This window comes from Microbacterium sp. F2E (genome assembly GCF_020905435.1).
GTDB classification, from domain to species: domain Bacteria; phylum Actinomycetota; class Actinomycetes; order Actinomycetales; family Microbacteriaceae; genus Microbacterium; species Microbacterium lacticum.
This window is the reverse complement of the sequence record NZ_JAJJIB010000002.1, coordinates 59,423-85,111: the sequence shown is the minus strand read 5'-3', so window position 1 is coordinate 85,111 and position 25,689 is coordinate 59,423. Positions and strand designations below refer to the sequence as shown.

The 25,689-nt window shown below is 70.6% G+C and carries 25 protein-coding genes and 1 tRNA gene; 11 read left to right on the top strand and 15 right to left on the bottom strand.

Annotated elements, in window-relative coordinates; genetic code table 11:
• Positions 1-61 precede the first annotated feature (61 nt).
• Positions 62-400, top strand: a complete 339-nt coding sequence (locus tag LOK55_RS02585; RefSeq protein ID WP_229934108.1) for a hypothetical protein — start codon at positions 62-64, stop codon at positions 398-400.
• 10 nt (positions 401-410) lie between these two features.
• Here LOK55_RS02585 and LOK55_RS02580 read toward each other — a convergent pair whose 3' ends face one another.
• On the bottom strand, positions 411-1,397 hold the full coding sequence (locus LOK55_RS02580) for a GlxA family transcriptional regulator (protein WP_229934107.1): 987 nt from the start codon (positions 1,395-1,397) through the stop codon (positions 411-413).
• 248 nt (positions 1,398-1,645) lie between these two features.
• Between LOK55_RS02580 and LOK55_RS02575 the strand changes: the two genes are divergently transcribed.
• Positions 1,646-2,113, top strand: coding sequence for a hypothetical protein (locus LOK55_RS02575; protein WP_196382839.1), 468 nt, complete (start codon positions 1,646-1,648; stop codon positions 2,111-2,113).
• A gap of 79 nt (positions 2,114-2,192) precedes the next feature.
• On the opposite strand, the gene LOK55_RS02570 is transcribed toward LOK55_RS02575, so the two are convergent.
• Both LOK55_RS02570 and LOK55_RS02565 read right to left on the bottom strand, forming a co-directional pair.
• Positions 2,193-3,281: a glycosyltransferase family 1 protein gene (locus tag LOK55_RS02570; RefSeq protein ID WP_229934106.1), complete on the bottom strand. Its 1,089-nt coding sequence runs from the start codon at positions 3,279-3,281 to the stop codon at positions 2,193-2,195.
• A gap of 4 nt (positions 3,282-3,285) precedes the next feature.
• Positions 3,286-4,509: a glycosyltransferase gene (locus LOK55_RS02565; protein ID WP_229934105.1), complete on the bottom strand. Its 1,224-nt coding sequence runs from the start codon at positions 4,507-4,509 to the stop codon at positions 3,286-3,288.
• Positions 4,510-4,751: 242 nt separating this feature from the next.
• Here LOK55_RS02565 and LOK55_RS02560 point away from each other — a divergent pair, with 242 nt between their 5' ends.
• Positions 4,752-5,360 (top strand): hypothetical protein, encoded by a 609-nt coding sequence (locus LOK55_RS02560; RefSeq protein WP_229934104.1) that lies wholly within the window; start codon positions 4,752-4,754, stop codon positions 5,358-5,360.
• Between the two features lie 78 nt (positions 5,361-5,438).
• On the opposite strand, the gene LOK55_RS02555 is transcribed toward LOK55_RS02560, so the two are convergent.
• The 8 genes from LOK55_RS02555 to LOK55_RS02520 all read right to left on the bottom strand — a co-directional run bounded on the left by LOK55_RS02555 (position 5,439) and on the right by LOK55_RS02520 (position 13,621).
• Positions 5,439-6,860 (bottom strand): HNH endonuclease signature motif containing protein, encoded by a 1,422-nt coding sequence (locus tag LOK55_RS02555; protein ID WP_229934103.1) that lies wholly within the window; start codon positions 6,858-6,860, stop codon positions 5,439-5,441.
• Between the two features lie 150 nt (positions 6,861-7,010).
• The gene (locus LOK55_RS02550) at positions 7,011-7,955 is read right to left on the bottom strand and encodes a hypothetical protein (protein WP_229934102.1); all 945 of its coding nucleotides are present in this window, start codon (positions 7,953-7,955) and stop codon (positions 7,011-7,013) included.
• 44 nt (positions 7,956-7,999) lie between these two features.
• Positions 8,000-8,908 carry a ribokinase gene (locus LOK55_RS02545; protein ID WP_229934101.1) on the bottom strand — a complete coding sequence of 303 codons (909 nt, stop codon included), beginning with the start codon at positions 8,906-8,908 and terminating at the stop codon, positions 8,000-8,002.
• Positions 8,905-9,345 carry a heat shock protein transcriptional repressor HspR gene (locus tag LOK55_RS02540; protein WP_279073291.1) on the bottom strand — a complete coding sequence of 147 codons (441 nt, stop codon included), beginning with the start codon at positions 9,343-9,345 and terminating at the stop codon, positions 8,905-8,907. Before LOK55_RS02540 ends, LOK55_RS02545 begins: the two co-directional genes overlap by 4 nt.
• A 2-nt stretch (positions 9,346-9,347) precedes the next feature.
• Positions 9,348-10,340 (bottom strand): DnaJ C-terminal domain-containing protein, encoded by a 993-nt coding sequence (locus LOK55_RS02535; protein WP_196382834.1) that lies wholly within the window; start codon positions 10,338-10,340, stop codon positions 9,348-9,350.
• 8 nt (positions 10,341-10,348) lie between these two features.
• Complete coding sequence (locus LOK55_RS02530; protein ID WP_141380458.1) at positions 10,349-10,921, bottom strand: nucleotide exchange factor GrpE; 573 nt, start codon at positions 10,919-10,921, stop codon at positions 10,349-10,351.
• Between the two features lie 8 nt (positions 10,922-10,929).
• Entirely contained in the window at positions 10,930-12,798 is a 1,869-nt protein-coding gene (gene dnaK, locus LOK55_RS02525; protein WP_229934100.1) for a molecular chaperone DnaK, read from the bottom strand.
• A gap of 154 nt (positions 12,799-12,952) precedes the next feature.
• Entirely contained in the window at positions 12,953-13,621 is a 669-nt protein-coding gene (locus LOK55_RS02520; protein WP_229934232.1) for a GntR family transcriptional regulator, read from the bottom strand.
• Here LOK55_RS02520 and LOK55_RS02515 point away from each other — a divergent pair.
• Both LOK55_RS02515 and LOK55_RS02510 read left to right on the top strand, forming a co-directional pair.
• A complete protein-coding gene (locus tag LOK55_RS02515; protein ID WP_308066631.1) occupies positions 13,539-14,900 on the top strand; it encodes an L-lactate permease in 1,362 nt (453 codons plus the stop codon). The two genes, LOK55_RS02520 and LOK55_RS02515, sit on opposite strands and share 83 nt — an antisense overlap.
• Positions 14,901-14,959: 59 nt before the next feature.
• Positions 14,960-17,770 (top strand): FAD-binding and (Fe-S)-binding domain-containing protein, encoded by a 2,811-nt coding sequence (locus tag LOK55_RS02510; protein ID WP_229934230.1) that lies wholly within the window; start codon positions 14,960-14,962, stop codon positions 17,768-17,770.
• 76 nt (positions 17,771-17,846) lie between these two features.
• Here LOK55_RS02510 and LOK55_RS02505 read toward each other — a convergent pair whose 3' ends face one another.
• Positions 17,847-19,610, bottom strand: a complete 1,764-nt coding sequence (locus LOK55_RS02505) for a DEAD/DEAH box helicase (RefSeq protein ID WP_229934099.1) — start codon at positions 19,608-19,610, stop codon at positions 17,847-17,849.
• A 100-nt stretch (positions 19,611-19,710) separates the two neighbouring features.
• Here LOK55_RS02505 and LOK55_RS02500 point away from each other — a divergent pair, with 100 nt between their 5' ends.
• Positions 19,711-21,171: an MFS transporter gene (locus tag LOK55_RS02500; protein ID WP_229934098.1), complete on the top strand. Its 1,461-nt coding sequence runs from the start codon at positions 19,711-19,713 to the stop codon at positions 21,169-21,171.
• Between the two features lie 13 nt (positions 21,172-21,184).
• Here LOK55_RS02500 and LOK55_RS02495 read toward each other — a convergent pair whose 3' ends face one another.
• Complete coding sequence (locus tag LOK55_RS02495; protein ID WP_308066627.1) at positions 21,185-22,909, bottom strand: BCCT family transporter; 1,725 nt, start codon at positions 22,907-22,909, stop codon at positions 21,185-21,187.
• Between the two features lie 242 nt (positions 22,910-23,151).
• On the opposite strand from LOK55_RS02495, the gene LOK55_RS02490 reads away from it, so the two are divergent.
• A complete protein-coding gene (locus LOK55_RS02490) occupies positions 23,152-23,355 on the top strand; it encodes a hypothetical protein (RefSeq protein WP_141380439.1) in 204 nt (67 codons plus the stop codon).
• A gap of 15 nt (positions 23,356-23,370) precedes the next feature.
• On the opposite strand, the gene dcd is transcribed toward LOK55_RS02490, so the two are convergent.
• Both dcd and LOK55_RS02480 read right to left on the bottom strand, forming a co-directional pair.
• Positions 23,371-23,976: a dCTP deaminase gene (dcd, locus tag LOK55_RS02485; RefSeq protein WP_141380438.1), complete on the bottom strand. Its 606-nt coding sequence runs from the start codon at positions 23,974-23,976 to the stop codon at positions 23,371-23,373.
• A 68-nt stretch (positions 23,977-24,044) separates the two neighbouring features.
• On the bottom strand, positions 24,045-24,458 hold the full coding sequence (locus tag LOK55_RS02480) for an NADPH-dependent FMN reductase (protein WP_229934097.1): 414 nt from the start codon (positions 24,456-24,458) through the stop codon (positions 24,045-24,047).
• Positions 24,459-24,615: 157 nt separating this feature from the next.
• Here LOK55_RS02480 and LOK55_RS02475 point away from each other — a divergent pair, with 157 nt between their 5' ends.
• From LOK55_RS02475 to LOK55_RS02460, 4 genes are all read left to right on the top strand, one after another.
• Complete coding sequence (locus tag LOK55_RS02475) at positions 24,616-24,816, top strand: hypothetical protein (protein ID WP_229934096.1); 201 nt, start codon at positions 24,616-24,618, stop codon at positions 24,814-24,816.
• Between the two features lie 49 nt (positions 24,817-24,865).
• Positions 24,866-24,939: transfer RNA gene (locus tag LOK55_RS02470), tRNA-Gly, on the top strand.
• 153 nt (positions 24,940-25,092) lie between these two features.
• Positions 25,093-25,368 (top strand): hypothetical protein, encoded by a 276-nt coding sequence (locus LOK55_RS02465; RefSeq protein ID WP_229934095.1) that lies wholly within the window; start codon positions 25,093-25,095, stop codon positions 25,366-25,368.
• 9 nt (positions 25,369-25,377) lie between these two features.
• Entirely contained in the window at positions 25,378-25,530 is a 153-nt protein-coding gene (locus LOK55_RS02460; RefSeq protein ID WP_229934094.1) for a hypothetical protein, read from the top strand.
• Positions 25,531-25,689 lie beyond the last annotated feature (159 nt).

Genomic DNA, 25,689 nt, shown 5'->3' with positions numbered 1-25,689 from the left:
GATCTCGTCGTCAATACGGAGAACCTCCGAAACCTCGCGAACCAGCTCGCGACCGTCCTTCGTGCATCTGCCGAACATCACCGCACCGCACGCGATCGTCGACGTCTACGACATGCCGCGTCGCGACGACGTCGCACTGATCGATCTGACACACGAGAACCAGGAACCCGCTGTGCGCGAGGCCGAGGTCGTGCCGTTCGACTCGGAGCATCTCGGTGCGGGCGTGAAGTCCACCCGGTGGGTGCGCACCGAGGCCGACAGGATAGTCCGGGCCACCAACTGGGTGTGGCGCACCGCTGAGCGCGACATCGTCGTCCTGACGGCCAGCTCCGATCTGCCCCTCGCAGAGGCTCTCGACCCGGTCGTCGACGAGCTGGCGCGCACGATCCGCCCGGCCTGACGCCTCCCCCTCAGGACGCGATCGCCTCCAGCTCCGCCGGTGCCGCAGCCGTGCAGGTGAAGCGTGCCCGGTAGGCGGTGGGGCTCAGCCCCAGCATCCGGGTGAAGTTCTGGCGCAGCACCGCCGCCGAGCCGAAGCCGCTCTCGAAGGCGACGGCGTCGAGACCCAGATCGGTCTGCTCGAGCAGGCGCTGCGCGTGGATGATGCGCTGGCGGCCCAGCCACGCGGCCGGCGTCGTGCCGTAATCGGCCTTGAACCGGCGGGCGAACGTCCGCGGGGACATGTGGGCACGAGCGGCGAGCTGGTCGACCGACAGATCGAGGGTGAGGTTCTCCAGCATCCACTCGGTCACCGGCGTGAGCGACATCGAGGTGGACTCGGGCAGCGGCTTGGCGATGAACTGCGCCTGGCCGCCGTCGCGCTGCGGCGGCACCACCATGCGCCGGGCGATCGCGTTGGTCATCTCGGCGCCCAGCTCGAGCCGCAGCAGATGCAGGCACGCGTCGAGACCGGCGGCCGTGCCCGCACTCGTGATGATGCGGCCGTCCTGCACGTACAGCACGTTCGGGTCGACGTCGATCTCGGGGTAGAGGCTTGCCATCTTCTCGGCGTACATCCAGTGCGTCGTGGCGCGGCGACCGTCGAGAACGCCCGCCGCCGCGAGGACGAACGACCCGCTGCAGACGCTCAGCACCCAGGCATCCCGCGCGACGGCGTGCCGGACGAGGTCGCGCACGCGCTCGTCCACGTCGTCCCAGTACTCGTGCGGGATCGGCGAGATCACGACGAGGTCGGCCTCGTAGGCGAAGGAGAGATCGGCGTCGACGTTGATCGAGAAGCCGATCTTCGAAGGCACGACGCCCGGTGTGGGTGTCACGACGCGGAAGTCGAAGTTCGGGATGCCGTCGTCGGAGCGGTCGAGTCCGAACGCCTCGCAGGCGACGCCGAACTCGAACGGAGCGAACCCGGGCAGGACGACGCACGCGACAGTCTTCATGGCAGGAATATTACTAGGGGCGGCTTTTCTGCCACTAGTGGCGGTTTGGATACGTGCGTAGCGTTCCTGCCATGATCCTTCTCACTCTCCTCACGCTGATCTCGGCGATCGCGATCGCCGCCACCTTCCGCACCGTGCACGTCGACGGCTACCGTCGCACCCCGACCGATCGCACGCGCCTGCCCTGACACCCCTCGCTCGGTCGGTGGTGACACCGAGAGTGGAGGCCCGTGCCAGAGGAGGCCGCCATGTCGACGCCCGACCCGTCCGCCGCTTCGACGCCCGACACTCCGCCTACGGCCGCCGCCGCACCACCGGCCTACTACACCCCGCCGCAGTACGCGCCGAATCCGTACGCGCCGAATCCGTCCGCACCGGCGGGCTGGTCGCCCGCGCCGCAGGCATCCGCAGCGAACGGCTCGCGACGCGGGCTTGCCCTCACCGCGGTGATCCTCGGGGCGCTCCCGCTCGTCGGCAACCTCTTCCAGCCCTTCGTGCTGCGCACCGTGGTCGCCAGCGGCGGCTACGCCGTCTACACGATGATCAGCGCCGCCCTCGGGATCGTGGGGCTGGTGCTCGGCGTCGCCGCACTCGTCTGCGGCCTGCTCTCGCGCCGCGACGCCCCGCTGCCGGCGGGCATCGGCATCGGCGTCGGAGTCGCCCTCATCGCGAGCGCGCTCACCGGGCTCCTCTACGCCCTCACCTCGTACCTCTGACGCGGACTCCCCGGGCGCCGGGCGCCGCGCGCCTGCTTCGAGAAAGCGCGCGTGTGGGAGACCGCGACCGCCGGACCGCTCAGATCCCGGCGAGCGCGTCGAGCAGCACGTCCGCCGACCGGCCCCAGTCGAAGCGCGCGATGTGGGCAGTGCCCGCGGCGATCACCTCGGCGCGGCGAGCGGGGTCGTCGAGGGCGCGGATGCCTCGGGCGAACGCCTCGGCATCCATCCCGGGTGCGTACAGCGCACCGTCGCCGGCAACCTCGCGGAAGATCGGCATGTCGGTGACGACGGCGGGGACGCCGAGTTCGAGCGCTTCGGCGACGGGCAGGCCGTAGCCCTCGTCGAGCGAGGCGGAGACCAGGACGCCGTGGTCGGCGAGGAGGGCCGCGTACTCGGCATCCGTCACCCCGCCGTGGAAGACGACGCGCGCGCCGGCGGGGTCGATCAGCGCCTCGAGCTCGGCGCGGCGGGCGGGTGAGATGCGCGACAGCAGGTGCAGCGTGCGCCCCGGCAGGAGGGCCGCGGCGCCGAGGAGCGTCTCGACGTTCTTGTAGGGCATGAACGAGCCCATGTAGACGAGGTTCTGCGCGCCCGGCACGACCTCGGCCCCCTCGGGGAGGAGCTCGGCGAGCCGCTGCGGCGCGTTGGGCACGACCACGACGGGGCGCTTCGTGAGGTTCACGCGGGCGAACTCGGCGGCGCTCGTCTCGCTCACGGTGGCGACGACGTCGGCGGCGTTGAGGGTCAGGCGCTGTGGCACGTAGGAGAGGTGGAACAGGCGCCAGCCGACGCGCACGTACCAGGGCAGGTCGCGCGGGGGCGTGCGGTGCCGGTAGTAGATCGTGTCGTGCAGGGTCAGGATGAGCCCGAAGCGACGGCCGAGCGAGCCGATCGTCTGCATGGGCGAGAACACCGCGTCGGGGCGGTAGCGGTTCAGCCGCAGCGCGGCGAACGGTTCGAGCGCCGAGGTGGGCGCGTGCACGAGCAGGGTGCGCGCCCCCGCGGGCAGGAGCGCGCGCTGCGCCTCGTCGTGGATGAGGAAGACGACGTCGACCCCCCGTGCGGGCGCGGCGGCGAACACGGCGCGGGCGAGCTCGGCCGAGTAGCGGCTGATGCCGTCGTGGAAGTCGGTGCGGATGTATCGCGCGTCGAACAGCAGCCGCACGGTGTCAGGCTCCGAGCGGTTCGCCGCGGTAGAGCTTCTCGAACGTGTCGAGCGTGTTCTCGATGTCATGGATCTCGACGCCGTCGAGGGATGCCTGCTGCATGCGCAGGTACTCCTCGGGGCTCGCCGTCAGCACGCGGCGAAGCTTGTCGGCGAGGTCGTCGACGTTCCCCGGCTCGAAAAGGTAGCCGTTCTCGCCGTCGTGCACGAGGTGCGGCAGCGCCACGGCGTTCGCCGCGACCACGGGAAGGCCCGAGGCCATCGCCTCCATCGTCGCGATCGACTGCAGCTCGGCGATCGAGGCGATGGCGAAGACATCCGCCCGGCCATACGAGGCCCGCAGCTCCGCCTCTTCCACCCGACCGTGGAAGGTGACCCGGTCTTGGACGCCGAGGCGCTGCGCGGTCTGCTCGAGGTTGCGGCGCTGGTCGCCGCCTCCGACGATGTCGAACGTGATGTTCGGGAGTTCGGGGGCGAGCTTCGCGACGGCGCCGAGGGTGACCTCGACGTGCTTCTCGGTGGTGAGCCGGCCGACGAACAGCACTCGGTGGTGCTCGCGCGGGGTGAGGTCGGGCGTGTAGTTGCGCTTGTCGATGCCGCAGCTGATCGGGATGACGCCCTCGATGTCGATCGTCTGCTCGAGGAACTCGGCCGCCTTGCGGGTGGGCGTCGTCACGGCGCGCGACATGTCGAAGGTGCGCTTGGCGTCGTCCCACGCGAGCTTGACGACGATCTTGTCGAGCACGGGCGGCAGGGTCGTGAAGTCGATGATGTTCTCGGCCATCACGTGGTTGGTGGCGACCACGGGGATGCCTCGTTGATGCGCGATGCGGGTGAGACCGCGCCCGATCACGATGTGCGACTGACTGTGCACGACGTCGGGCTGGACGGCGTCGAGCACCTTGCGCGCGTAGTGCTTGCTGCGCCAGGGCCACACGAAGCGCAGCCAGTCGTGCGGGGGCCAGCGCACGCCGGGCAGCCGGTGCACGGTGAGGTCCTGGCCCTCGATGTGCTCGGTGAACACGCCGTGGTTGCGGTGCCCGACGCTCGGGGTGACGATGTGCACGTCGTGGCCGCGGCCGGCGAGGCCCGCGGCGAGGCGCTCCGCGAAGCGGGCGGCGCCGTTGACGTCGGGCGCGAAGGTGTCGGCGGCGATCACGACCGTCAGCGGACGTGCGGGCACGGACTCCCCCGCGGGGTCTGCGGGGGGTGTCGCGGATTCGGTCACGGAGTGCGGGGCCAATCTGTGCGGCGGCGGCGGGCTGCGAAGCACCGCGGAGCCCTCAGCGAGTCTACCCGAGAGCCTCCGCAGGGCTGCTGAGCGCTACGCCGCGGACAACGAGATCATGTGTGTTCATTTCTGTCGAGGCGAACACCACCTTCGATGTCAGACTCCGCTCAGTTTCTCTCCAGCCCCCTCGTTCACCTCGGCTCGGCGCACCGCACGGTGGCGCCGCCTACCCTGGAGTGATGATGCGACTGCAGGCCGACGCCGATCCCGCGATCTGGGTGCCCGTCACCGGCTCGTTCGGGCTGCGCGGCCGACGTCATCGCAAGCGCGCGATCGGGATGCTGCTGACGCAGGCGAGTGCCGCGATGGGCGCGGCGGCGCGGCCGGGCGGCGGCTTCGCCGCGTGGGCGATGAGCCAGGCGGCGCCCGCCCTGCTGCGCAAAGCCGACGGCCGCGTGCTCGTGTGGGTGTGGAAGGGCGACCCGGAGCGGGTCGTCGCGCTCGCGCAGGTGCAGCAGGCGACACCGCAGCTGCGCACGGCCCGCGCGATGATGCCGATGGAGTACGACGACACCGAAGACTTCCGCTCCGCGTATCTCGGCGCCGGCGAGAAGCTCGCCGTGCCGTTCCCGCAGCGCACTCGCGCGGATGCCCCGCCTCCGCCGCCCACGGTCACCTATACGTGGGACACCGGCACGGCGTTCGTCACCCTGACGGCGATCGGCGGTGATCGTGAGAGCTTCGGCACGGCCGACGCCGCGCTCGATGACCTCGCGCGGTCGCTCCGCCTCGTCGACGATGTTCCGCTCGCCGGCGGCGGCGACGTGCTGCGCCTCGACCCGGCCTGAGCCGGGGCGCCGGCCGGGCTCCGACGCCTGATCCCTACGTCGGTTCCGACGCGCGGGGGCGCCGGCCGAAGTGACGCGTCAGAAGGGTGGCGGCCCACTGTCGGGCACGATGACGGGGGCGAATGCCACGGGTGGTGCGGGGGCGTCTTCGCGGTAGATCCGTCCGGTGGGTGAAGTCCATTCGAGGACCCCGCCGGGGAGTTGTCTCACCTTCCAGCGGGTGAACTGCTTCATCGAATGATGCCGCTGACACAAGTGAGCGAGGTTCCACAGCGCGGTGGGTCCGCCCTTGGCGGCGTCGATGGTGTGGTCGATCTCGCACCGGATCGCCGCACGCCGGCATCCGGGGAACCGGCAATGCTGATCCCGCGCCCGGAGGAACCGGCGTTGCGGCCACGGCGTCCGATACCGGTCCACCGCGAGCACCGTCCCCTCTACCGGGTCGGTGAGCACCCGAGCCCACGAATGCGTGTCCCCCGCGAGGCAACGCGCCGTCTCCGCATCGATCGGGGAACGACCGACCAGATCCGCCGGACCATCATCGACACCGAGAAGAGTGAGAGCGGGGACGATGACCTGCACCTGCGCGCGAATCGCACCCAGCGCCCCCTCCCCGTCACCCGACGCGGTGGGATCGAGTGCGGGCGCCCCGGCAAGCAGCAGATCGGAGAACACGTCGGCGCGGACCTGATCGATCCGACGCCGATCAGGCTCGGCATCGCCCATACGGCTCTCGCCGAACGCACCGCTCGCGCCACCCGCACTACTCGCGCCGCTCGCATCAGACGCGTCACCCGCGCCACGTGCGCCGAACGCGCTACCCGCGTTCCCGGGCTCGCGCGCATCGACGATGATCTGCGCCTGCTGGGTGAGCCGGTCGAGGATCCCATCGGCGATCACCGTCGGCAGCGTTGCGATCAGATCCGACATCCCCGCCACCCCGGGCACGACCCGCACCCGCCGCTCCGCCGCCGCATCCCGATGCCGGTCGGTGAACGACCGCTCCGCGAACCGTTCCGCGAGGATCTCCACCTCCGAACGCACCCGATTCGGCGTATCCCGCTCACACCGGACAATAGCGGCAGCCTCGAACTCCGCCCGCCGCTCGGGCGACGCGTCGACCAGCACCGACCCGGCATCCGTGATCACCCGGACATGGCCGCGCGTGATCCGCCCCGACTCCCACGCCGCCAAAGTCGCTGCGTAATGCTCGACCAGATCCCGAGCTTCATCGATCCGGGACTGCACGGTCCGATCCGTCACCCGCAACACCCCGCCGAGCTCCGCCGCGACCGACCGCAACGCCATATCGTGCGCCCGCATAGCCGCCGGCGACCCCGCCGCCTGCCGTGCCGCGAGTTGCCCCGCCGCCGCGAGCGCCCGCACCTCGGCGACCTGCGCCGCCGTCAGCAACACCACCGCCGCCTCGACCTCACCCACGATCGACGCCAAAGCGGCGACGTCTGCGTCGCTGCCCATCGATCCCGAGTACTCGTCCATATCTTCGAGTGTATGAAGGGGGTCGGACATTGGAATGGCCCCTGCTCCGGACCGCGCGACCCGTCACCCGGGTCCATAGAAGTGACCCCTGATCTGCGACTCCGCCCCACTCCCGACGCGCCGCCGCCCCGTGAAGCGAGAGCCGATCGATCAGTCCGACAGCGCAGTGGCGCAGGCGGCGAGGCCCGCCGCCAAGGCATCCTGCTCGTCACCCGACAGGCCCGACAGCATCCGGGCCCGCACGCGGTCGACCCGCACCTCGGCGTCGGCGAGCACGTCAACCCCCGCGGGCGTCAGCGCGAGGATGCCCGCGACGAGCTCGACCGCGGTGAGCGTGTAGAACCCGACCGCGAAGAGCACCGCAAGCACCAGCACGATCGCCAGGAACAGCCTGCCGAGCGCGATGAACGCCTTCGGCATCCCGGGGATCCAGGCGTGCAGACGGATCACGAGGACGCCGTAGGCGACGACCATGCCCGACGCGACGCTCGTGTGCAGCACGAAGAACGGGTCGACCGGGAAGACGCCGACGAGCGCGAGGAAGACGCCGACGATGATCAGGCACGTGCGCGCCCGCGAGACGCCGTGCGGAGTGGTGCGGGGGATGGATGCCGTGGCGTAGCGCGCCAGCGTGGTGACGATGAAGCCCGCGACGATGAGGGTGAGGTTGAACGCCAGGGCGGAGATGTCGTCGGTCATGCCCAGGGCGGAGAGGTTCATCTTCCACCAGTGCGGGTCGCTCGCGGTCAGCATGCTCGCGACGACACCCTCGACGAGGAACACCGCGAGCATCGTGGCGAGCAGCACGTCGAGGATGTCGAGCGCCGTCATCGGCCGGCCGGGCGTGCGCACGACGTAGTGGCCGGCGACGAACGCCACGAAGGCGACGACCGCGCCGGCGATCGCGGCGTACTGGCCGAGCGATCCCGGCCCCGAGATCGGGACGCTCCGCAGCTGGAAGACGAGGAGGGCGACGAACGCGCTCGCGATGGACGCCACCGTGCCGGCGCCGAGGGCGAGCGATTCGAGGGAGCGCTGGCTCGAGGCATCCACGCTCAGAGCGCTGCGGTCACGGTGCGCGGGCAGGGTCTCCATGCACACAAAGCAGCGGCCCGGCGTGCGCGACGACAGGGCGCGGGTCAGGCCAGGGCGGCGTCGATCTCGGCGCGGGTGGGCATCGAGTCGGCGGCCCCCGGTCGGGTGACGGTGATCGACGCGGCGGCCGCCGCGGCGGCGAGCGCCTCGCCGAGCGGTGCGCCCTGCGAGAGCCCCGCGACGAGCACGCCGGTGAATGTGTCGCCGGCGCCCGTCGTGTCGATCGGGGTCGCCCGCCGGGCCGGAACGCGGCTGACGATCTCGCCCTCCTGGGCGACGACGGCGCCGTCGGCTCCGCGGGTGACGACCACGGTGTGCGCGGCGCGGCTCAGCGAGACCGCCGCCGCCTCGACATCCGGGACGCCGGCGAGCAGCGCGGCTTCGCCGGCGTTCGGCACGAGCACGTCGGCGAGGCCGATCAGCTCGGTCAGCGGCGCGCGGGCCGGCGCCGGCGTGAGCACGGTCGTCACGCCGTGCGCGCGGGCGTGCCGCAGCGCCTCGATGAGGAGCGGCTCGGGGCGTTCGAGCTGCACGACCAGATGGGATGCCTCGGCGATGAGGGTTCGTTCGTCGTCGCGCAGGTCGGCGAGCCCGTTCGCGCCGGCGACCACCGTGATGGAGTTCTCGCCGTCGTCGGTCACGGTGATCTGGGCGATGCCGGTGGGTGCGGCGGTCGTGCGCAGGGCGCGCGTGTCGATGCGCTCCGCCTCGAGCGTCGCGCGCAGCTGCGCGCCGAACGCGTCGTCGCCGACCGCGCAGATAAACGCGACGCCGCCGCCGGCACGGGCCGCCGCGACCGCCTGGTTGAGCCCTTTGCCGCCGGGGCCGGTCTGGAACGACGTGCCGAACACCGTCTCGCCGGGCTCCGCGCGGCGCGGCTGCCGCACGACGAGGTCGACGTTGGCGCTGCCGAGCACCACGATCCGGGGCGTCGTGGCGGCGGCGAGGGTCATCCGACCTGTTCTTCCGCGCCGTCCGGGCGCCACACGACGACCTCGGTCGCCCCGCGCACGCGCGTGCCGTGGCGGAGCGGGACGACCGAGCCGGTCGGCCCCGCCGCGAACACCCGCGAACGGAGGTCGACCTCGCGCCGCAGCCGTCCCTCGAGCTCGGAGACCTGACGCCGGAGCGAGCGCACGGTGTTCTCGAGCTCGACGAGTCGCGAGATGGCGGGCAGGCTCATGCCCTCGGCCGAGAGCGCCGCCACCTCGCGCAGCTGCTTCACGTGGCGCAGCGAGTAGCGGCGCGAGCCGCCCTGCGTGCGCCCCGGCGTGACGAGGCCGAGTCGGTCGTACTGCCGCAGCGTCTGCGGGTGCATGCCCGCGAGCTCGGCGGCCACGGCGATCGCGAAGATCGGCTCCTCCTCGTCGGGGGTCACGTCGGTCGCCACGGCTACTCCCGGGCCTTCGCCATGAGCTCGGCGCGCGGGTTCTCCTTCGGCTCCACTTCGTGGAAGCGCTCGAGAGCTTCCTTCGCCTTGTCATCCAGGTGTGCCGGCACGGCGACCTGCACCTCGGCGAGCAGGTCGCCGGTGCCCTTCGACGACTGCACGCCGCGCCCCTTCACCCGGAGCACGCGCCCCGAGGGTGTGCCCGGAGCGACCCGCAGCTTGACCGGGTCACCGCCGAGCGTCGGCACCTCGATGGTGGCGCCGAGCGCTGCCTCGGTGAAGGTGACCGGCACCGTCACCCGCAGGTTCAGCCCATCTCGGGTGAACACGGGGTGCGGCCGCACCGTCACCTGCACGACGATGTCGCCGGGCTCGCCGCCGTCGGGAGAGGGCCGCCCACGGCCGCGCAGACGGATCTTCTGCCCGTCCGACACGCCCGCCGGGATCTTCACCTTGAACGGCTTGCCGTCTTCGCCGGCGAGGCTGATCGTCTCGCCCTTGACCGCGGTCTGGAAGTCCAGCGTCGTGCGCGCGGTGACATCCGCGCCGCGCTGCGGACCGCCGTAGCCGCGGAACCCGCCGGTCGACTGGCCGAACCGGCCCGAGCCGAACCCGCCGCCCTGCTGCCCGAACATCGAGAACAGGTCGTCGAAGTCGGCCTGCTGGTACGACCCGCCGCGCGACTGGCCGAACCGACTGAAGACGTCTTCGAACCCGCCCGCGCCGCCCGAACCGGGCGCCTGGAAGCGGGCGCTGCCCGACCCCATCGCCCGGATCTGGTCGTACTCCTCGCGCTGATCCTTGTCGGAGAGCACCGAGTACGCCTCGCTGATCTCCTTGAACTTCGCCTCGGCGGCCGCATCACCCTGGTTGGAATCGGGGTGGTACTTGCGCGCCAGCTTGCGATACGCCTTCTTCAGATCGGCGTCGGAGATGTCCTTGGACACCCCCAGCACCTTGTAGAAGTCCTTGTCGAACCAGTCCTGACTGGCCATCGCTCCCCTTACTCGGCCGAGCCGGCCACGACGACCTTCGCCGGTCGCAACTCGATGTCGCCGAGGCGGTAGCCGACCTCGACGACGTCGAGGATCGTGCCGTCAGCCACGCCACCCGGGTTGGGCGCGTGGAAGATCGCCTCGTGCTGCTGCGGGTCGAACGCCTCACCGGCGGTGCCGTAGGTCTCGACACCGAGCCGCGACACGACGGCGCGGAGCTTCTCGGCGATAGCCGCGAGGGGCGACCCATCGGCGAGATCGCCGTGCTTCTCGGCGCGGTCGAGGTCGTCGAGCACGGGCAGCAGCCCCTTCGCGACCGACCCCGTGGCGCGGGCGATCTCCACCTCGCGCTGCTCCTCGGTGCGCCGGCGGTAGTTGGCGTACTCCGCCTGCACCCGCTTGAGGTCCAGCAGCAGATCCTTGTCCTCATCGGATGCCTCGGCGATGGCAGCGTCGTCGGTCTGCTCGGCGCCCAGGATGTCGTCGACCGTCAGGGAGTCCTCCTGCGAGTCGGGGCCGGATGCCGTGGCATCCGACCCCTCGTCACCGGGGACCTCGTTCTCGAAGTCCTTGGTCATGATCCGCTTTCTTACTTCTTCTCGTCCTCGTCGTCGACGACCTCGGCGTCGATGACGTCTTCTTCGGGGTTCGGCACCTCGCCGGCACCGGGGTCGGTCGCCGACGGGTCGGCGCTCTGGCCCTCGGCCTGCGACGCGGCGTAGATGGCCTCGCCGAGCTGCGACTGCGACGCGTTCAGCTTGTCGAAGGCCGTCTTCACGGCATCCTCGTCTTCACCGGCCAGCGCGGACTTCAGCGCGTCGACGTCGGCCTGGACGGAGTCCTTGACCTCGGCCGGCAGCTTGTCCTCGTTGTCCTTGATGAGCTTCTCGATCGAGTACGAGAGCGTCTCGGCCTGGTTGCGCACCTCTGCCGACTCGCGACGCTTCTTGTCCTCCGCGGCGTGCTCCTCAGCCTCGCGCACCATGCGGTCGATGTCCTCCTTCGGGAGGCTCGAGCCGCCCGTGATCGTCATCGACTGCTCCTTGCCGGTGCCCTTGTCCTTCGCGGACACGTGCACGATGCCGTTCGCGTCGATGTCGAACGTGACCTCGACCTGCGGGATGCCCCGGGGAGCCGGCGCGATGCCGGTCAGCTCGAAGGTGCCGAGCGGCTTGTTGTCACGCGTGAACTCACGCTCACCCTGGAACACCTGGATCGCGACCGACGGCTGGTTGTCGTCGGCGGTCGTGAACGTCTCGCTGCGCTTGGTCGGGATGGCGGTGTTGCGCTCGATGAGCTTCGTCATGATGCCACCCTTGGTCTCGATACCGAGGCTCAGGGGGGTGACGTCGATCAGCAGCACGTCCTTGCGCTCGCCCTTGAGGACACCGGCCTGCAGGGCGGCACCCACGGCGACGACCTCATCGGGGTTGACGCCCTTGTTGGGCTCCTTGCCGCCGGTGAGCTGCTTGACGAGTTCGGTGACCTGCGGCATGCGGGTCGAGCCGCCGACGAGGACCACGTGGTCGATGTCGGCGACCTTGATGCCCGCCTCGGCGACGACGTCGTTGAACGGCTTCTTCGTGCGGTCGAGCAGATCCTTCGTGAGGTCCTCGAACTTCGCGCGCGTGATCGTCTCCGACAGCGACACAGGGCCCGAGTCGGTGAGCGACAGGTACGGCAGGTTGATCGAGGTGCTCGTCGAGGACGAGAGCTCCTTCTTGGCCTGCTCGGCGGCCTCCTTGAGGCGCTGCAGGGCGATCTTGTCACCCGAGACGTCGACGCCGGTGGTCTCCTTGAACTGCTTGATCAGGTAGTCGACGAGGCGCTGGTCCCAGTCGTCACCGCCGAGGCGGTTGTCACCGGCGGTGGCGCGCACCTGGATGGTGGAGAAGTCGTCGTCCTTGCCCACTTCGAGCAGAGAGACGTCGAACGTGCCACCACCGAGGTCGAAGACGAGGATGAGCTCGTCCTCCTTGCCCTTGTCGAGGCCGTAGGCCAGGGCCGCCGCGGTGGGCTCGTTGATGATGCGCAGCACGTTGAGGCCGGCGATCTCCCCGGCTTCCTTCGTGGCCTGACGCTCGGCGTCGTTGAAGTACGCCGGCACCGTGATGACGGCGTCGGTCACGGTGTCACCGAGGTACGACTCGGCATCGCGCTTGAGCTTCTGGAGGATGCGCGCGGAGATCTCCTGCGGCGTCCACTTCTTGCCGTCCACGTCGAATGTCCAGTCGGTGCCCATGTGGCGCTTGACCGACGAGATGGTGCGGTCGACGTTGGTGACGGCCTGGCGCTTGGCGGTCTCGCCGACGAGCACCTCGCCGTCCTTGGTGAACGCGACCACCGACGGGGTGGTGCGGAAGCCCTCGGCGTTGGTGATGACCTTGGGCTCGCCACCCTCGAGGACGGAGACGACCGAGTTCGTCGTACCGAGGTCGATACCCACTGCACGTGCCATGTGTGTTTCCTTTCCCGAAACGGATCTGAAGAAATCTGCGGACGTTGAGTCCTGATGGCTCAACTTTCATCCGGGTTCCACGATACGCAGGGGCGGCGCCGGTGTCAAATGAACTTGATACAGGACATATCAAGTTTTCAGGATGCCGGCGCGGTCATACGGTGGGCGGGACGAACGCCTCGGGCCCGGCCACGCCGCCCAGCCGTTCGGCGAGGCGCTCGCGGGCGCGACCGATGTGGATGGCGAGAAGAGCCGCCGCACCGTCCTCGTCCCCCGCCTCGATCAGTTCCAGGATGCGCTCGTGCTCGGCCGCGATCAGCTCGGTGGGCAGCAGCGAGGCCCCCTGCACCTGCGACATGCAGAAGACGACCTCCGAGGCGAGCGATCCGTAGGTGCGGCTCAGCCGGGGACTGCCGATGGCGTCGATCAGCGCCGTGTGGAAGCGCATGTCCGGTTCGACGACCTCCCCCGGCGAGGCATCGATCAGCATCGCGATCTCGGCGTTGGCCTTGCGGGCGCGCTCCGGCGCGAGGCGTTTGCGCGCGAGCCGGCGGAGCACCTCGGCTTCGACCACCTCGCGGGACAGGTAGATGTCGCGCGCGTCGTCCGGCGACAGGCGCACGACGCGGGCCGTCTTGTGCGCACTGCGCTGCAGCAGGTTCTCGCGCACCAGGTTCTCGATCGCCATCTTCGCCGTGGGCCGCGCCACGTCGTAGGTCTCGGCCACGTCGGTCCAGCGGATCCTGGCCATCATCATCGCCTTCTGCTTCGGTGCGCTGCTCGAGTCCCTCGCCGGGTTCGGCGCGCCGGTCGCGATCTCCATCGCGATGCTCATCGCCGCGGGGATGGCGCCGGTCAAAGCGGCCGTGGTGTCACTGCTGGCCAACACGGCACCGGTCGCGTTCGGCGCGATGGCCGCGCCGATCATCGCGCTGTCGGGGGTGACCGGCATCGACATCCATCTGCTCTCGCAGATGGCGGGCCGCCAGACGCCGTTCCTGGCGGTTTTCGTTCCGCTCATCCTCGTGTTCATCGTCGACGGATGGCGCGGCGTGCGGCAGACCTGGCCGGTCGCGATCGTCGCCGGTGTCGCTTTCGCCGTGTCGCAGTTCATCACCTCCAACTTCATCGCGGTCGAGATCACCGACGTGGTCGCCGCCGTGGTGACCGTGATCGCCGTGCTGGTCACGCTGAAGTTCTGGACGCCCAGGAGCACCGTCGCCTTCGAGCCGGCGATCGCCGACGCGAACGCCGGCTCGGCCGTCGGCGTAACCGTCCCCACGACCGGCGGCAAGACCGCCACGACGGTCGTCAAGGTCGCCGACGCGACCAGGATCGACCGCAGCGGGCGCACGCCGGCGAACCTGACCTGGAACGCGGTCATGCCCTACGTCGTGATCATCGCGGTGTTCTCGATCTCGCAGCTGCCGCCGGTGAAGGCCTTCCTCGCCGAGCATGCGACGCTGACCTTCGCCTGGCCCGGTCTGGACGTCTCCGACAGCTCGGGTGAGGCGGTGGCCACGGTCTTCAAGCTCGGCTACATCGGAACCGGCGGCACGCTGCTGCTGCTGTCGGGCATCATCGTCGCCCTCCTGTACCGGCTGCCGACGCGCCGGGCGCTGGAGGCATACGGGGCGACGCTCCACCAGCTGCGCTTCACCATCGTCACCGTCGTGTCGGTCCTCGCCCTCGCCTACGTCATGAACCTGTCCGGTCAGACGCACACCCTCGGCGCGGCGCTGGCCGCGACCGGCGGCTTCTTCGCCCTGCTGTCGCCGGCCATCGGCTGGCTGGGCGTGGCGATCACCGGATCGGACACCTCCTCGAACGCGCTGTTCGGCCTGCTGCAGGCAACGACGGCCCAGAAAGTCGGGCTCGACCCCGTCCTCATGGCGGCCACCAACTCGTCCGCCGGCGTGCTCGGCAAGATGCTCTCACCGCAGAACCTCGCCGTGGCCGCCGCGGCGGCCGGAATGGCCGGCAAGGAGGGCGACCTGTTCCGAAAGCTCCTCTGGTGGAGCCTGGGCCTGCTGATCGTCTTCACGGGCCTGGTCTACCTGCAGTCCACCCCGATCCTCGGCTGGATGGTCCCCACGCCGTGACCGCTGCAGCCCGGCATCCCCTCCCGCACGCCGACCACGACATCCCGCGGCAGGGATGGATCGACCCCGCCGTCGCCGCTGCGGTCGGCGAGGCGGAGCGCATCAGGCTGCGGGCGATCGACCGGGTCGCGTACGCGAGCGACGCCTCGCACTTCCTGCACACACCGCGCGCCGTGGTGATCGCCGACGACGCCGCCGAGGTCGGGGCGATCATGCGCGCCGCCACCGCGAGCGGGTCCAGGGTCACGTTCCGCTCGGGCGGGACGAGCCTGTCGGGGCAGTCGTCCGGCGAGGACATCCTCGTGGACACGCGGCGCTCCTTCCGGCGGATCGACGTGCTCGACGGAGGCCGCCGCGTGCGGGTGCAGCCGGGTGCCACCGTCCGGCAGGTCAACGCCCGTCTGCTCCGGCACGGATATCGACTGGGCCCCGACCCGGCCAGCGAGGCGGCATGCACGATCGGCGGGGTGATCGCCAACAACTCCAGCGGCATGGCGTGCGGGACGGTCGAGAACACCTACCGCACGCTCGAGTCGATGGTGTTCGTGCTGCCTTCGGGCACGGTCGTCGACTCCGCGGCGCTCGACGCGGATGCCGCGCTGCAGGCCGCCGAGCCGGAGCTGTTCGAAGGCCTGCGCCGCCTCACGGCGCGCGTCCGCTCGAATCCCGACTCGGTCCGCCTCATCGAGCGGCAGTTCGCGATGAAGAACACCATCGGGTACGGGGTGAACGCGTTCCTCGACCACGAGTCCCCCGCGCAGGTGCTCACCCGCCTCGTGATCGGCAGTGAGGGCACTCTCGCCTTCGTCGCCGAGGCCACCTACCGCACGGTCCCGATCAAGCCCCGGGTGACCACGGCGCTCGCGGTCTTCCCGGACATCGTCGAGGCGACCCGCGCGCTCCCCGCCCTCGTGGCGACCGGTGCCGCGACCCTCGAGCTCATGGACGCGACCAGTCTGCGCGTGGGTCAGTCCTTCGCCGATGCGCCGCCGCAGATCCGCGGTTTCGAGGTCACCGACCAGGCCGCGCTGCTGATCGAGTACCAGGCGATGGACGAGGCCGGACTCGCCGCGCTGGCCGCGGCGGGCACTGCTCTGCTGCGCGAGCTGCCGCTGATCACGCCGGCTGCGCTGTCCAGCGACGCCGGCGAGCGCGCCCTGGCGTGGAAGCTGCGCAAGGGCCTGTACACGAGCGTCGCGGGTGCGCGTCCGTCCGGGACGACCGCCCTCCTGGAGGACATCGTCGTGCCCGTGCCGCAGCTCGCGCCCACCTGCGCCTCGCTGCAGGACCTGTTCGCCACCTATTCCTACCGCGACAGCGTGATCTTCGGGCACGCCAAGGACGGCAACATCCACTTCATGCTCACCGACCGCTTCGAGGGCGACGCGGCCCTCGGGCGCTTCACCTCGTTCACGGAGGAGATGGTCGACCTCGTGCTGGGCGCCGGCGGCAACCTCAAGGCCGAGCACGGCACCGGTCGCGTCATGGCGCCCTACGTCCGGCGGCAGTACGGCGAGGAGCTGTACCAGGTGATGCGCGAGCTCAAACGGCTGTGCGACCCGACCGGCATGCTCAACCCCGGCGTGATCATCGAGGACGATCCGCGGGCGCACCTGCGCAACATCAAGCTCGCCGAGCCGATCGAGGCCGAAGCCGACCGGTGCGTGGAGTGCGGGTACTGCGAGCCGGTGTGTCCGTCGAAGGACCTCACGCTCACGCCCCGGCAGCGGATCGTCGTGCGTCGCGGCATGAAGCGCGCCGAGGCGGCGGGCGATCACGCCCTCGCTCGTGAGCTCGACCGGGACTACGACTACGCGGGCGTGGACACCTGCGCCGTCGACGGCATGTGCGTCACCGCATGCCCCGTCCTCATCAACACCGGCGCGCTCGTCAAGAGGCTGCGCCGAGAGGATCAGAATCCGGTGCTGGCGGCCGGGTGGAAGGCCGCCGCGCACGGGTGGGGCGCCGTCAGTCGCGGCGCAGCGGCGGCCCTGACCGTCGCCGATCACGTGCCCGCGGGACTCGTGAAGGCCGCGACGACGGTGGGGCGGGCCCTCCTGGGGGCCGACACGGTCCCGGAGTACAGCGCCGACCTCCCGGCGGGCGGCTCGGCGCGGGGGCCGCTGACCGGATGCCTCGGGTCCGGCCCCGGCGATCCGGTCGCCGTCTACCTGCCCGCCTGCGTGAACTCCATGTTCGGAGCCGCGGGGGAGGGCATCGGCGCGACCTCCGCGTTCGCGCGGCTGCTCGAACGCGCCGGCGTGCGTGTGGTGGTGCCCGAAGGCATCGAAGCCCTGTGCTGCAGCACGCCGTGGACCTCGAAGGGGTACGCCGGCGGGCGGGACGTGATGGCCGATCGGGTCGTCGAGGCGGTGCGGGTCGCCTCCCGCGACGGCGCGCTGCCCGTGATCAGCGACGCCTCCAGCTGCACGGAGGGGTTCGCGCACATCTTCGAGGACCGGAAGCTGCCCTTCCGCACCGAGGATGCCGTCGACTTCGTCGCCCGTGAGGTGCTGCCGGCGCTCGGGGAGATCACGCCGCTGGTCGACTCGCTCGTCCTGCATCCGACCTGCTCGTCCACACAGATGGGGCTCGATCCCGCTCTGCTGGCGGTGGGCGCGGTCGTCGCCCGCGAGGTGACCGTGCCGTACGCGTGGAACTGCTGCGGCTTCGCCGGCGACCGCGGGATGCTCCATCCCGAACTGACGGCCGCGGCGACCGCGGCCGAGGCGGCCGAGGTCGCCCGCCTCGGCGCCGACGCCCACGCGTCGTGCAACCGCACGTGCGAGATCGGGATGACCCGTGCGACCGGTGCGGAGTACCGGCACGTCCTCGAACTGCTCGAAGAGGCGACCCGGCCGCTGAGCTGACGGTCCCGGCCGCCGTCCGGCCGGGTCGCCCTCCTCACGCTCCGCCGTTCACAACTCCGGACATCCCGTCGGCCGGTCAGTCGCGCGGACGCGACGGACGATCGGTTCGTTTCGCCGAACGCTGGAAGCGGTCGGGCTTGATCTCGATCAGCCGGCCGCTGATGCGGGTCTGCTCGAGCCGCTTCAGGGTGTCGGCGGGGAGGTCGGCGGGAAGCTCGACGAGCGAGAAGTCGGGCCGGATCTGGATCGCGCCGAAGTCTTCGCGGCGGAAGCCGCCCTCGTTCGCGAGCGCTCCGACGATCTGGCGCGGCTCGACCTTGTGCCGCCGGCCGACCTCGATGCGGTACGTCGCGGTCGGGCCCGACGATCCGCGCCGCGGCCGGTCGTCGCGGTCCGAGCGGTCGCCGCGGTCGAACCGGTCACGCCCGCCCTCCCGGTCGCGGTCGCGGTCGAACCGCTCGCGGTCGCGGCGCACGGGGGCGTCGTCCGCGGCATCCAGCAGCAGTGGTGTCTCGCCCTGCGCGACGACGGCGAGCGCCGCGGCGACGTCGGCCTCGGGCACGTCGTGGTGGCGCACGTAGTGGTTGATGATGTCGCGGAAACGGTCGATCCGCTCGGTCTCCGACAGCGCCGTCGTGATCGCGTCGTCGAACCGCGTGAGGCGGGTCGCGTTGACGTCGTCGGCGCTCGGCAGCGCCATCTCCGTGAGCGGCTGACGCGTCGCCTTCTCGATGGATGCGAGCATCCGCCGCTCGCGCGGAGTGACGAAGCTGATCGCGTCGCCGGTGCGACCGGCGCGGCCCGTGCGGCCGATGCGGTGGACGTACGACTCGGTGTCGATCGGCAGGTCGAAGTTCACGACGTGACTGATGCGGTCGACGTCGAGGCCGCGGGCGGCGACGTCGGTCGCCACCAGGATGTCGAGCTTGCCGTTCTTCAGCTGGTTGACGGTGCGCTCGCGCTGGGCCTGCGCGATGTCGCCGTTGATCGCGGCGGCGGTGTAGCCGCGGGCGCGGAGCTTCTCGGCGAGCGTCTCGGTCTCGTTCTTCGTGCGCGTGAAGACGATCATGCCCTCGAAGGGCTCGACCTCGAGGATGCGGGTCAGGGCATCCACCTTCTGCGGGTAGGAGACGACGAGGTATCGCTGCGTGATGTTCGCCGACGTCGTCGTCTTGGCCTTGACGTTGATCTCGTCGGGATCCTTCAGATACGTGCCCGCGAGGCGGCGGATCTGCGCCGGCATGGTCGCCGAGAAGAGCGCGACCTGCTTGCCGGCGGGCGTCTCGGCGAGGATCGTCTCGACGTCTTCCGCGAAGCCCATCTTGAGCATCTCGTCGGCCTCGTCGAGCACGAGGAAGCGCAGCTCGGAGAGGTCGAGCGTGCCCTTGTCGAGGTGGTCCATGATGCGACCGGGGGTGCCGACGACCACGTGCACGCCGCGGCGGAGCGCCGACAGCTGCTGCCCGTAGCCCTGTCCGCCGTAGACGGGCAGCACATGCACTCCGCGCAGCCGCGCGGCGTACGACTCGAACGCCTCGCACACCTGCAAGGCGAGCTCGCGCGTGGGGGCGAGCACGAGCGCCTGCGGGGTCTTCTGCGACAGGTCGAGCTGCGACAGGATCGGCAGCGCGAACGCGGCGGTCTTTCCGGTGCCGGTCTGCGCCGTGCCGAGCACGTCGCGGCCGGCGAGCAGCGGCGGGATCGTCGCCGCCTGGATCGCCGACGGCGTCTCGTAGCCGACGTCCTTTACCGCCTTCAGAACGGCGTCGTCGAGACCGAGGTCGGCGAACGTGAGAGTGGGGGTCGCCGGGGCCTCGTCAGGCGCGGTGTCGGAAGTCATCCTCCTACGGTAGTCGCCCGCCCTGACCCGCGCGGGCGCCCGCCCGGGTGGGCGGTGTGGCGCCACCGCCCGTTCACCCGCGCGCCCTAGCGTGACGAGCATGCCGCTGCCCGACCAGCCCAGCCCCGACGCGCCCCGCGCCGTGCCCCCCATGCCCGCCGACACACGCGCGCTCGGCGCGATCGGCGAGGCGTTCCAGAACTCCGTCCCCGACCGCGACATCCCGCGGCGCCGGGTGATCTCGTGGGCGATGTGGGACTGGGCGATGCAGCCCTTCAACACGGTCATCCTGACCTTCGTCTGGGTTGCCCTCTATCTCACCTCGCGCCAGTTCCTCGACCCCGCCGTGCGGGAGTCCGGCCGCCTCGCCGACGGCTCGTACCTCAACTGCAACACCTCGGAGAACATCGCGACGGCGTACTGCCAAGGCCTCACCGACCTCTCGGAATGTTGGGGCTGGGCGAACTTCGCCGCGGGCATCCTGATCCTCCTGCTCGCACCGGTGCTCGGCCAGCAGGCCGACGCGCGCGGCAGCAAGAAGAAGTGGGTCCTCGGCGCGACGGTGGCGGTCGCCCTCGTGCAGTTCGCGCTGTTCTTCGTCGAGGCCGATCCGCGCTACTTCTGGTTCGGCGCCTTCGCCGTCGCGCTCGGCGCGGTCATCTCGGAGATCGGGAACGTCAGCTATTACGCGATGCTCTCGGAGGTCTCGACGCCGAAGACCGTCGGTCGCGTGTCGGGTCTCGGCTGGGGCCTTGGCTACATCGGTGGCGTCGTCGCGCTGATCCTGTGCATCCCGATCCTGTTCGGGGTCGGGCAGAACAACCCGCTCGCGTACAAGCTCGTCGCCGTGCTGTGCGCGGTGTGGACCCTCGTGTTCTCGATCCCGCTGCTGCGGAACGTACCCGAGTCGCCCTCGTACGGCGGGCCCGAGAAGGTCGGGCCGCTCGGTTCGTACGTCGCTCTCGGCAAGAACCTGGTGAATCTGTTCCGCGTGAACCGGCCGACCTTCTCCTTCCTCCTCGCCGCCGCCGTCTACCGCGACGGCCTCGCCGGCGTCTTCGCCTTCGGCGCGGTGCTCGCGGCGCAGGGCTTCGGATTCTCGTTCCTCGAAGTCATCGCCTTCGGCCTCGCGGCGAACCTCGTCGCGGGTATCTCCACGATCCTCGCCGGCCGGCTCGACGACGCGATCGGGGCGCGGAAGCTGATCATCATCGCCCTTGTCGGCCTGGTCGCGATGGCCTTCGTCGTCTTCGCGCTCCGCGATTTCGGGAGCATCGTGTTCTGGATCTGCGGTCTGCTGCTGTGCGCCTTCGTGGGGCCGGCGCAGGCCGCCAGCCGCAGCATGCTCACGCGCATCACCCCGCCGAGCATGCAGGGCGAGATCTTCGGCCTCTACGCCACGACGGGGCGCGTCGCGTCGTTCCTGTCACCGCTCGCCTGGTCGCTGTCGCTCGCGTGGTTCGGCGGCATCGTCTACGGCGTGCTCGGGATCGGGGTCGTGCTGCTCATCGGTCTCGTGCTGCTGCTGTTCGTGAAGCTGCCGCCGCACGTGCGCAGCTGACGGGAGCGGATGCTCAGCGGCGCCGCATCCACGGCAGGCGGATGCCTCGCTCGTTGGGCTCTTCGACTTCGAGCCCGTAGCGCTCCCCGATCTCGTCGACGAACTCGGCCCGGCGGGCGCGGTCGTAGGCGGCGCGCTCGCGGCGGAAGGCGACGATCGTCGACCAGCAGATGAGCAGCATCACGATGCTGAACGGCAGCGCGATGATGATCGCCGCCGTCTGCAGCGCGACGAGCCCGCCGGCGATGAGGAGCGCGATCGCGAGGATCGCCGTCACGAACGTGAACAGCGCCTTCACGGGCCGCGAGGGCTCGGGGTTGCCGCCGGTGGCGAGCATGCCCATGACGAACGCGCCCGAGTCGGCCGAGGTCACGAAGAAGATCGCGATGAGGATCAGCGCGCCGATCGTGAGCACCATCGTGCCGGGGAGGTGCTGGAACAGCTGGAAGAGCGCGCCCTGCAGATCGACCCCGCCGGAGGCATCCGTCATCGATCCGGGCGTGTCCATCTCGAGCTTAAGCGCCGACCCGCCGAGGACGGCGAACCACAGGATGCCGAGGAGCGTTGGCACGATCAGCACGCCCATGACGAACTGGCGCACGGTACGGCCGCGGCTGACCCGCGCGATGAAGACGCCGACGAAGGGCGCCCACGAGATCCACCACCCCCAGTAGAACGCGGTCCACGCCGCCTGCCACTCCTGACCGGCCTGACCCTGGAACGCGCTGACGCTGAAGCTGAGCCCGATGAAGTTCTGGAGGTACGCGCCGATCGACTGCACCCATTCGCGCAGGAGGTACACCGTGTCGCCGACGAAGAGGACGTAGAGGAGGAGCAGTGCGGCGAGGATGAGGTTGGTCGTCGAGAGCCACTTCATGCCGCGCGTGACGCCGGAGAGCACCGAGAACAGCACGCCGCCCGTGATGACCACGATGATGACGATCTGCTCGAGGATGCCGGGGTTCTCGATGATCCCGGCCGAGTCGAGACCCGAGCTGAGCTGCATGACGCCGAGGCCGAGGCTCGTCGCGACGCCGAACAGCGTGCCGACGAGGGCGATCGAGTCGATCGCGTTGCCCCAGCCGCCGCGCACCCGGCGGCCGAGCACAGGCTCGAGCGCCCAGCGGATCGACAGCGGACGGCGACGGCGGTGGATCGCGTAGGCGAGTGCGAGCCCGACGACGACGTAGATCGCCCACGCGTGCACGCCCCAGTGCAGGTAGGTCTGGGTGAGCGCCGACTGGGCGAGCTGGGCGGGAGGTCCGGTGACGCCCGGCTTCGGGGCGACGAAGTGGCTGAGCGGCTCGCTCACACCGTAGAAGACGAGGCCGATGCCCATGCCCGCCGCGAACAGCAGCGAGAACCACGCCGTGTTGGAGAACTCGGGCTCGTCGTCGTCGCGGCCGAGCTTGATGTCGCCGTAGCGGCTGAACCCGAGGAAGAGGCAGAACGCGACGAAGAACGCCGTGATGAGGACGTAGTACCAGCTGAACCCGTCGACGATCGCGGCCTGGATCGTGCCGAAGAAGAGCTCGGCCTGCGCGGGGAAGAAGATCGCGAACGCGCTGAACAGCAGCGCGACGGCCGCAGCGGGGCCGACGACCCAGAGGCCCGGGCCGGTGCGGCGGGTGGGGGCGGCGGTCTCGCTGGCGGTTGTCTTGGCGGCGGATGCGCTCGCGGGGGTCTCCGCGGACGGGGAGGGTAAGAGCGCGGAGGAGTCGGGAGTGTCGGCGTTCACCCCGGCATTTCACCCGCTGACGGGGGATTCGTCGGAGACGGTCGGGCCGGTCAGAGCTGCGGCCAGGCGGCGGCGAGCTTGGTGAGCAGTCGCGCGAGCTCGCGGCGGGCGAGGCCGGGTTCCAGCGCGGCGGCGCCCCGCGCGACTGACCCGTCCCCCCTCGGGCACAAGCCTCCCGGGGCATCCACCACCCCATCGAAAACGCACAACAGCACCTCTTTCGACCTCGGAGAGGTGCTGTTGTGCGTTCTCGGCGCCCGCGGCCCCGGGGCGGAACGCCCGCGGGCGAAGCCGACGTCGTCACCGGCTGCTGCCTCGTCGACGTCGCCGATCAGGCCCGCGCGGCCGAGATCGCCGCGCGCTTTCCCGAGGCGCCCGTCGACGGCGGTGGCGTCCGCGTCACCCGCGTGCGGACGCAGGACGACTTCGACGCGACGATGGGCTGACGCCGCGGGAGCGGGTCAGTTGCCGCGCGCGCCGGCGTCCGTCGCCCCGACGTCGGTGCGGTGGAAGTTCTGGAACGAGCGGGATGCCGTCGGCCCGCGCTGGCCGTGATACCGGTTCAGGTACGGCCCGGTGCCGTAGGGGTTCTCGGCCGGCGACGACAGCCGGAAGTAGCAGAGCTGCCCGATCTTCATGCCCGGCCACAGCTTGATCGGCAGCGTCGCGACGTTCGAGAGCTCGAGCGTCACATGGCCGGAGAACCCGGGGTCGATGAAACCCGCGGTCGAGTGCGTAAGGAGCCCCAGGCGACCGAGGGATGACTTGCCCTCGAGCCTCGCGGCGATGTCGTCGGGCAACGTCACCTGCTCGAACGTCGAGCCGAGCACGAACTCGCCCGGATGCAGGATGAACGGCTCGTCGGGCCGCACCTCGATCAGGTGCGTGAGATCGGGCTGATCCTCCGCCGGATCGATGAACGGATACTTGTGGTTGTCGAACAGCCGGAAGTAGCGGTCGAGGCGCACGTCGACGCTCGACGGCTGCACCATCGCCGGGTCCCACGGGTCGAGGGCCACCCGGCCCTTGTCGATCTCGGCGCGGATGTCGCGGTCACTGAGCAGCACGCGGCCAGCCTAGCGGCGCGAGCGCAGCCGCGCCGCGGCGGCCGGGGTTCGGTTCCGGCGGGGGCCCCTCAGGCCGCGCGGCGCCCGCCGGCGAGCTGATCCGCGGCGAGCGGACCGCCGCGACCGCCGTAGCTGACGATCGCGCCGGGGAGCCCCCGCCACTCGGCGCCCAGATAGTCGATCGCGTTCTTCAGCGACGCGGGATAGCCGCCGTTGTACTGCGGGGTGAGAAAGATCACCGCGTCGGCATCGGCGACCTGCGCGGCCCACGCCCGGGCGTGCGCGTGCGCGTACTGGCCGAGCGCCGCCATGAGCGGCTCGTCGAGCATCGGCAGCCCGATCTCGCGCAGGTCGAGCGTGCGGACATCGGCATCGCTGGATGCCTCGACGACCCGCGCGATCTCGGCGCCGAGCTGGTCGCCGATGCTCACGGGACGCGCACTGCCGACGATGATCGCGATGCGGGAGCGGATGCCGGTCATGGACGTTCCTTCCGAAGCGCGCCCGGTCTGGGGACGCACGGTGGTCCACGTATCTATTCGCGCGAATATTTCCTCGTGCGTGCGGCCGTGTCGCCCTACAGTAGCGGCCATAAACCCTGACTACGGAGCCGGGATCGGCATCGGATTCTTCCTCATCATGATCGTCATCTACCTCGGCATCCTCGCCCTGGCGCTGTGGATCAACTACCTGATCATGCGCACCGCAGTGAAGAACGGGATGCTCCTCGCCATGCAGCAGAGCGGTCAGCAGTTCCCCCCGGGCGGCTACCTTCCGCCCGCGTCGCCGTACCAGGGCCCGCCGGCACAGCCGCCCTACTCGGGCCCGCCGGCGCCGTGATCGCGAGAGCCGCCTGATAGGCTTTCTCAGGCATCCTGCGGGATGCTCTGGGGCTGTAGTTCAATGGCAGAACTTCTGCTTCCCAAGCAGACAGCGCGGGTTCGATTCCCGTCAGCCCCTCCACCAAGCTCACGCCGAGCCGACGGCCGACCCACTACGGTATGAGAGTCCTCTCATCTGGGGAGAGGGTACCCGTTGCGCATCCCCCCGCGCCTGGCCCACAAAGGCTCACTCGTGCACGCTCACTCTCTGCGTCCTGCCCACGCGACCGGAGAGATGCCTGCCGTCACCCCGATCACCCTGCGCCCGCTCCTCGCGCCGACCGTCACGGCGACGCCCCTCACCGCGCCGATCGGCGTGGCCGTGGATGCCACGATCACGGCATCCGGCTGGCCGATCCCGTCGATCGCCGTCGAGAACCTGCCCGCCGGGCTCACGCTCGTCGACAACCGCGACGGCACGGCGCGCGTCACGGGCATCCCGACGGCTGCGGGCAGCTTCACCCCCATCGTTGTCGCCGAGAACACCACCGGCACGACCCGCACGCCGTAGGCGATCGACGTGACGGAGGCGCCCGCCTTCACCTCGGCCGCATTCGAGCAGATCGCCACCGCCGCCGTCGAGCTGCTCGCCGAACCGGCTCCGCCCGCCGGCACCGCGCGGCTCGCCCTCCCGACGCTGATCCCCCGGGCATCCACCGCACCGCCGCGCTGACCGCGCCGCCGCGTCGCGGCCCCCGCCGGGGCGTTCACAACTCAGGAGATCCGCGCCCGCCGCCCGGCGTGAACCCCGGAACTCCGCGGCCGCCGCTCACTGACCCCGCCGCTTCTCCTGCGTTACGCACCGCCCCGTGCGGCACAGCCGCGTTACGCA

Coding starts and splice junctions, on each gene's coding strand:
- LOK55_RS02580 (WP_229934107.1), bottom strand. CDS start 1,397: ATGAAGACTGTCGCGTGCGTCGTCCTGCCCGGGTTCGCTCCGTTCGAG.
- LOK55_RS02575 (WP_196382839.1), top strand. CDS start 1,646: ATGTCGACGCCCGACCCGTCCGCCGCTTCGACGCCCGACACTCCGCCT.
- LOK55_RS02560 (WP_229934104.1), top strand. CDS start 4,752: ATGATGCGACTGCAGGCCGACGCCGATCCCGCGATCTGGGTGCCCGTC.
- LOK55_RS02555 (WP_229934103.1), bottom strand. CDS start 6,860: ATGGACGAGTACTCGGGATCGATGGGCAGCGACGCAGACGTCGCCGCT.
- LOK55_RS02550 (WP_229934102.1), bottom strand. CDS start 7,955: ATGGAGACCCTGCCCGCGCACCGTGACCGCAGCGCTCTGAGCGTGGAT.
- LOK55_RS02545 (WP_229934101.1), bottom strand. CDS start 8,908: ATGACCCTCGCCGCCGCCACGACGCCCCGGATCGTGGTGCTCGGCAGC.
- LOK55_RS02535 (WP_196382834.1), bottom strand. CDS start 10,340: ATGGCCAGTCAGGACTGGTTCGACAAGGACTTCTACAAGGTGCTGGGG.
- dnaK (WP_229934100.1), bottom strand. CDS start 12,798: ATGGCACGTGCAGTGGGTATCGACCTCGGTACGACGAACTCGGTCGTC.
- LOK55_RS02520 (WP_229934232.1), bottom strand. CDS start 13,621: ATGGAGATCGCGACCGGCGCGCCGAACCCGGCGAGGGACTCGAGCAGC.
- LOK55_RS02505 (WP_229934099.1), bottom strand. CDS start 19,610: ATGACTTCCGACACCGCGCCTGACGAGGCCCCGGCGACCCCCACTCTC.
- LOK55_RS02500 (WP_229934098.1), top strand. CDS start 19,711: ATGCCGCTGCCCGACCAGCCCAGCCCCGACGCGCCCCGCGCCGTGCCC.
- LOK55_RS02480 (WP_229934097.1), bottom strand. CDS start 24,458: ATGACCGGCATCCGCTCCCGCATCGCGATCATCGTCGGCAGTGCGCGT.
- LOK55_RS02475 (WP_229934096.1), top strand. CDS start 24,616: ATGATCGTCATCTACCTCGGCATCCTCGCCCTGGCGCTGTGGATCAAC.
- LOK55_RS02465 (WP_229934095.1), top strand. CDS start 25,093: ATGCCTGCCGTCACCCCGATCACCCTGCGCCCGCTCCTCGCGCCGACC.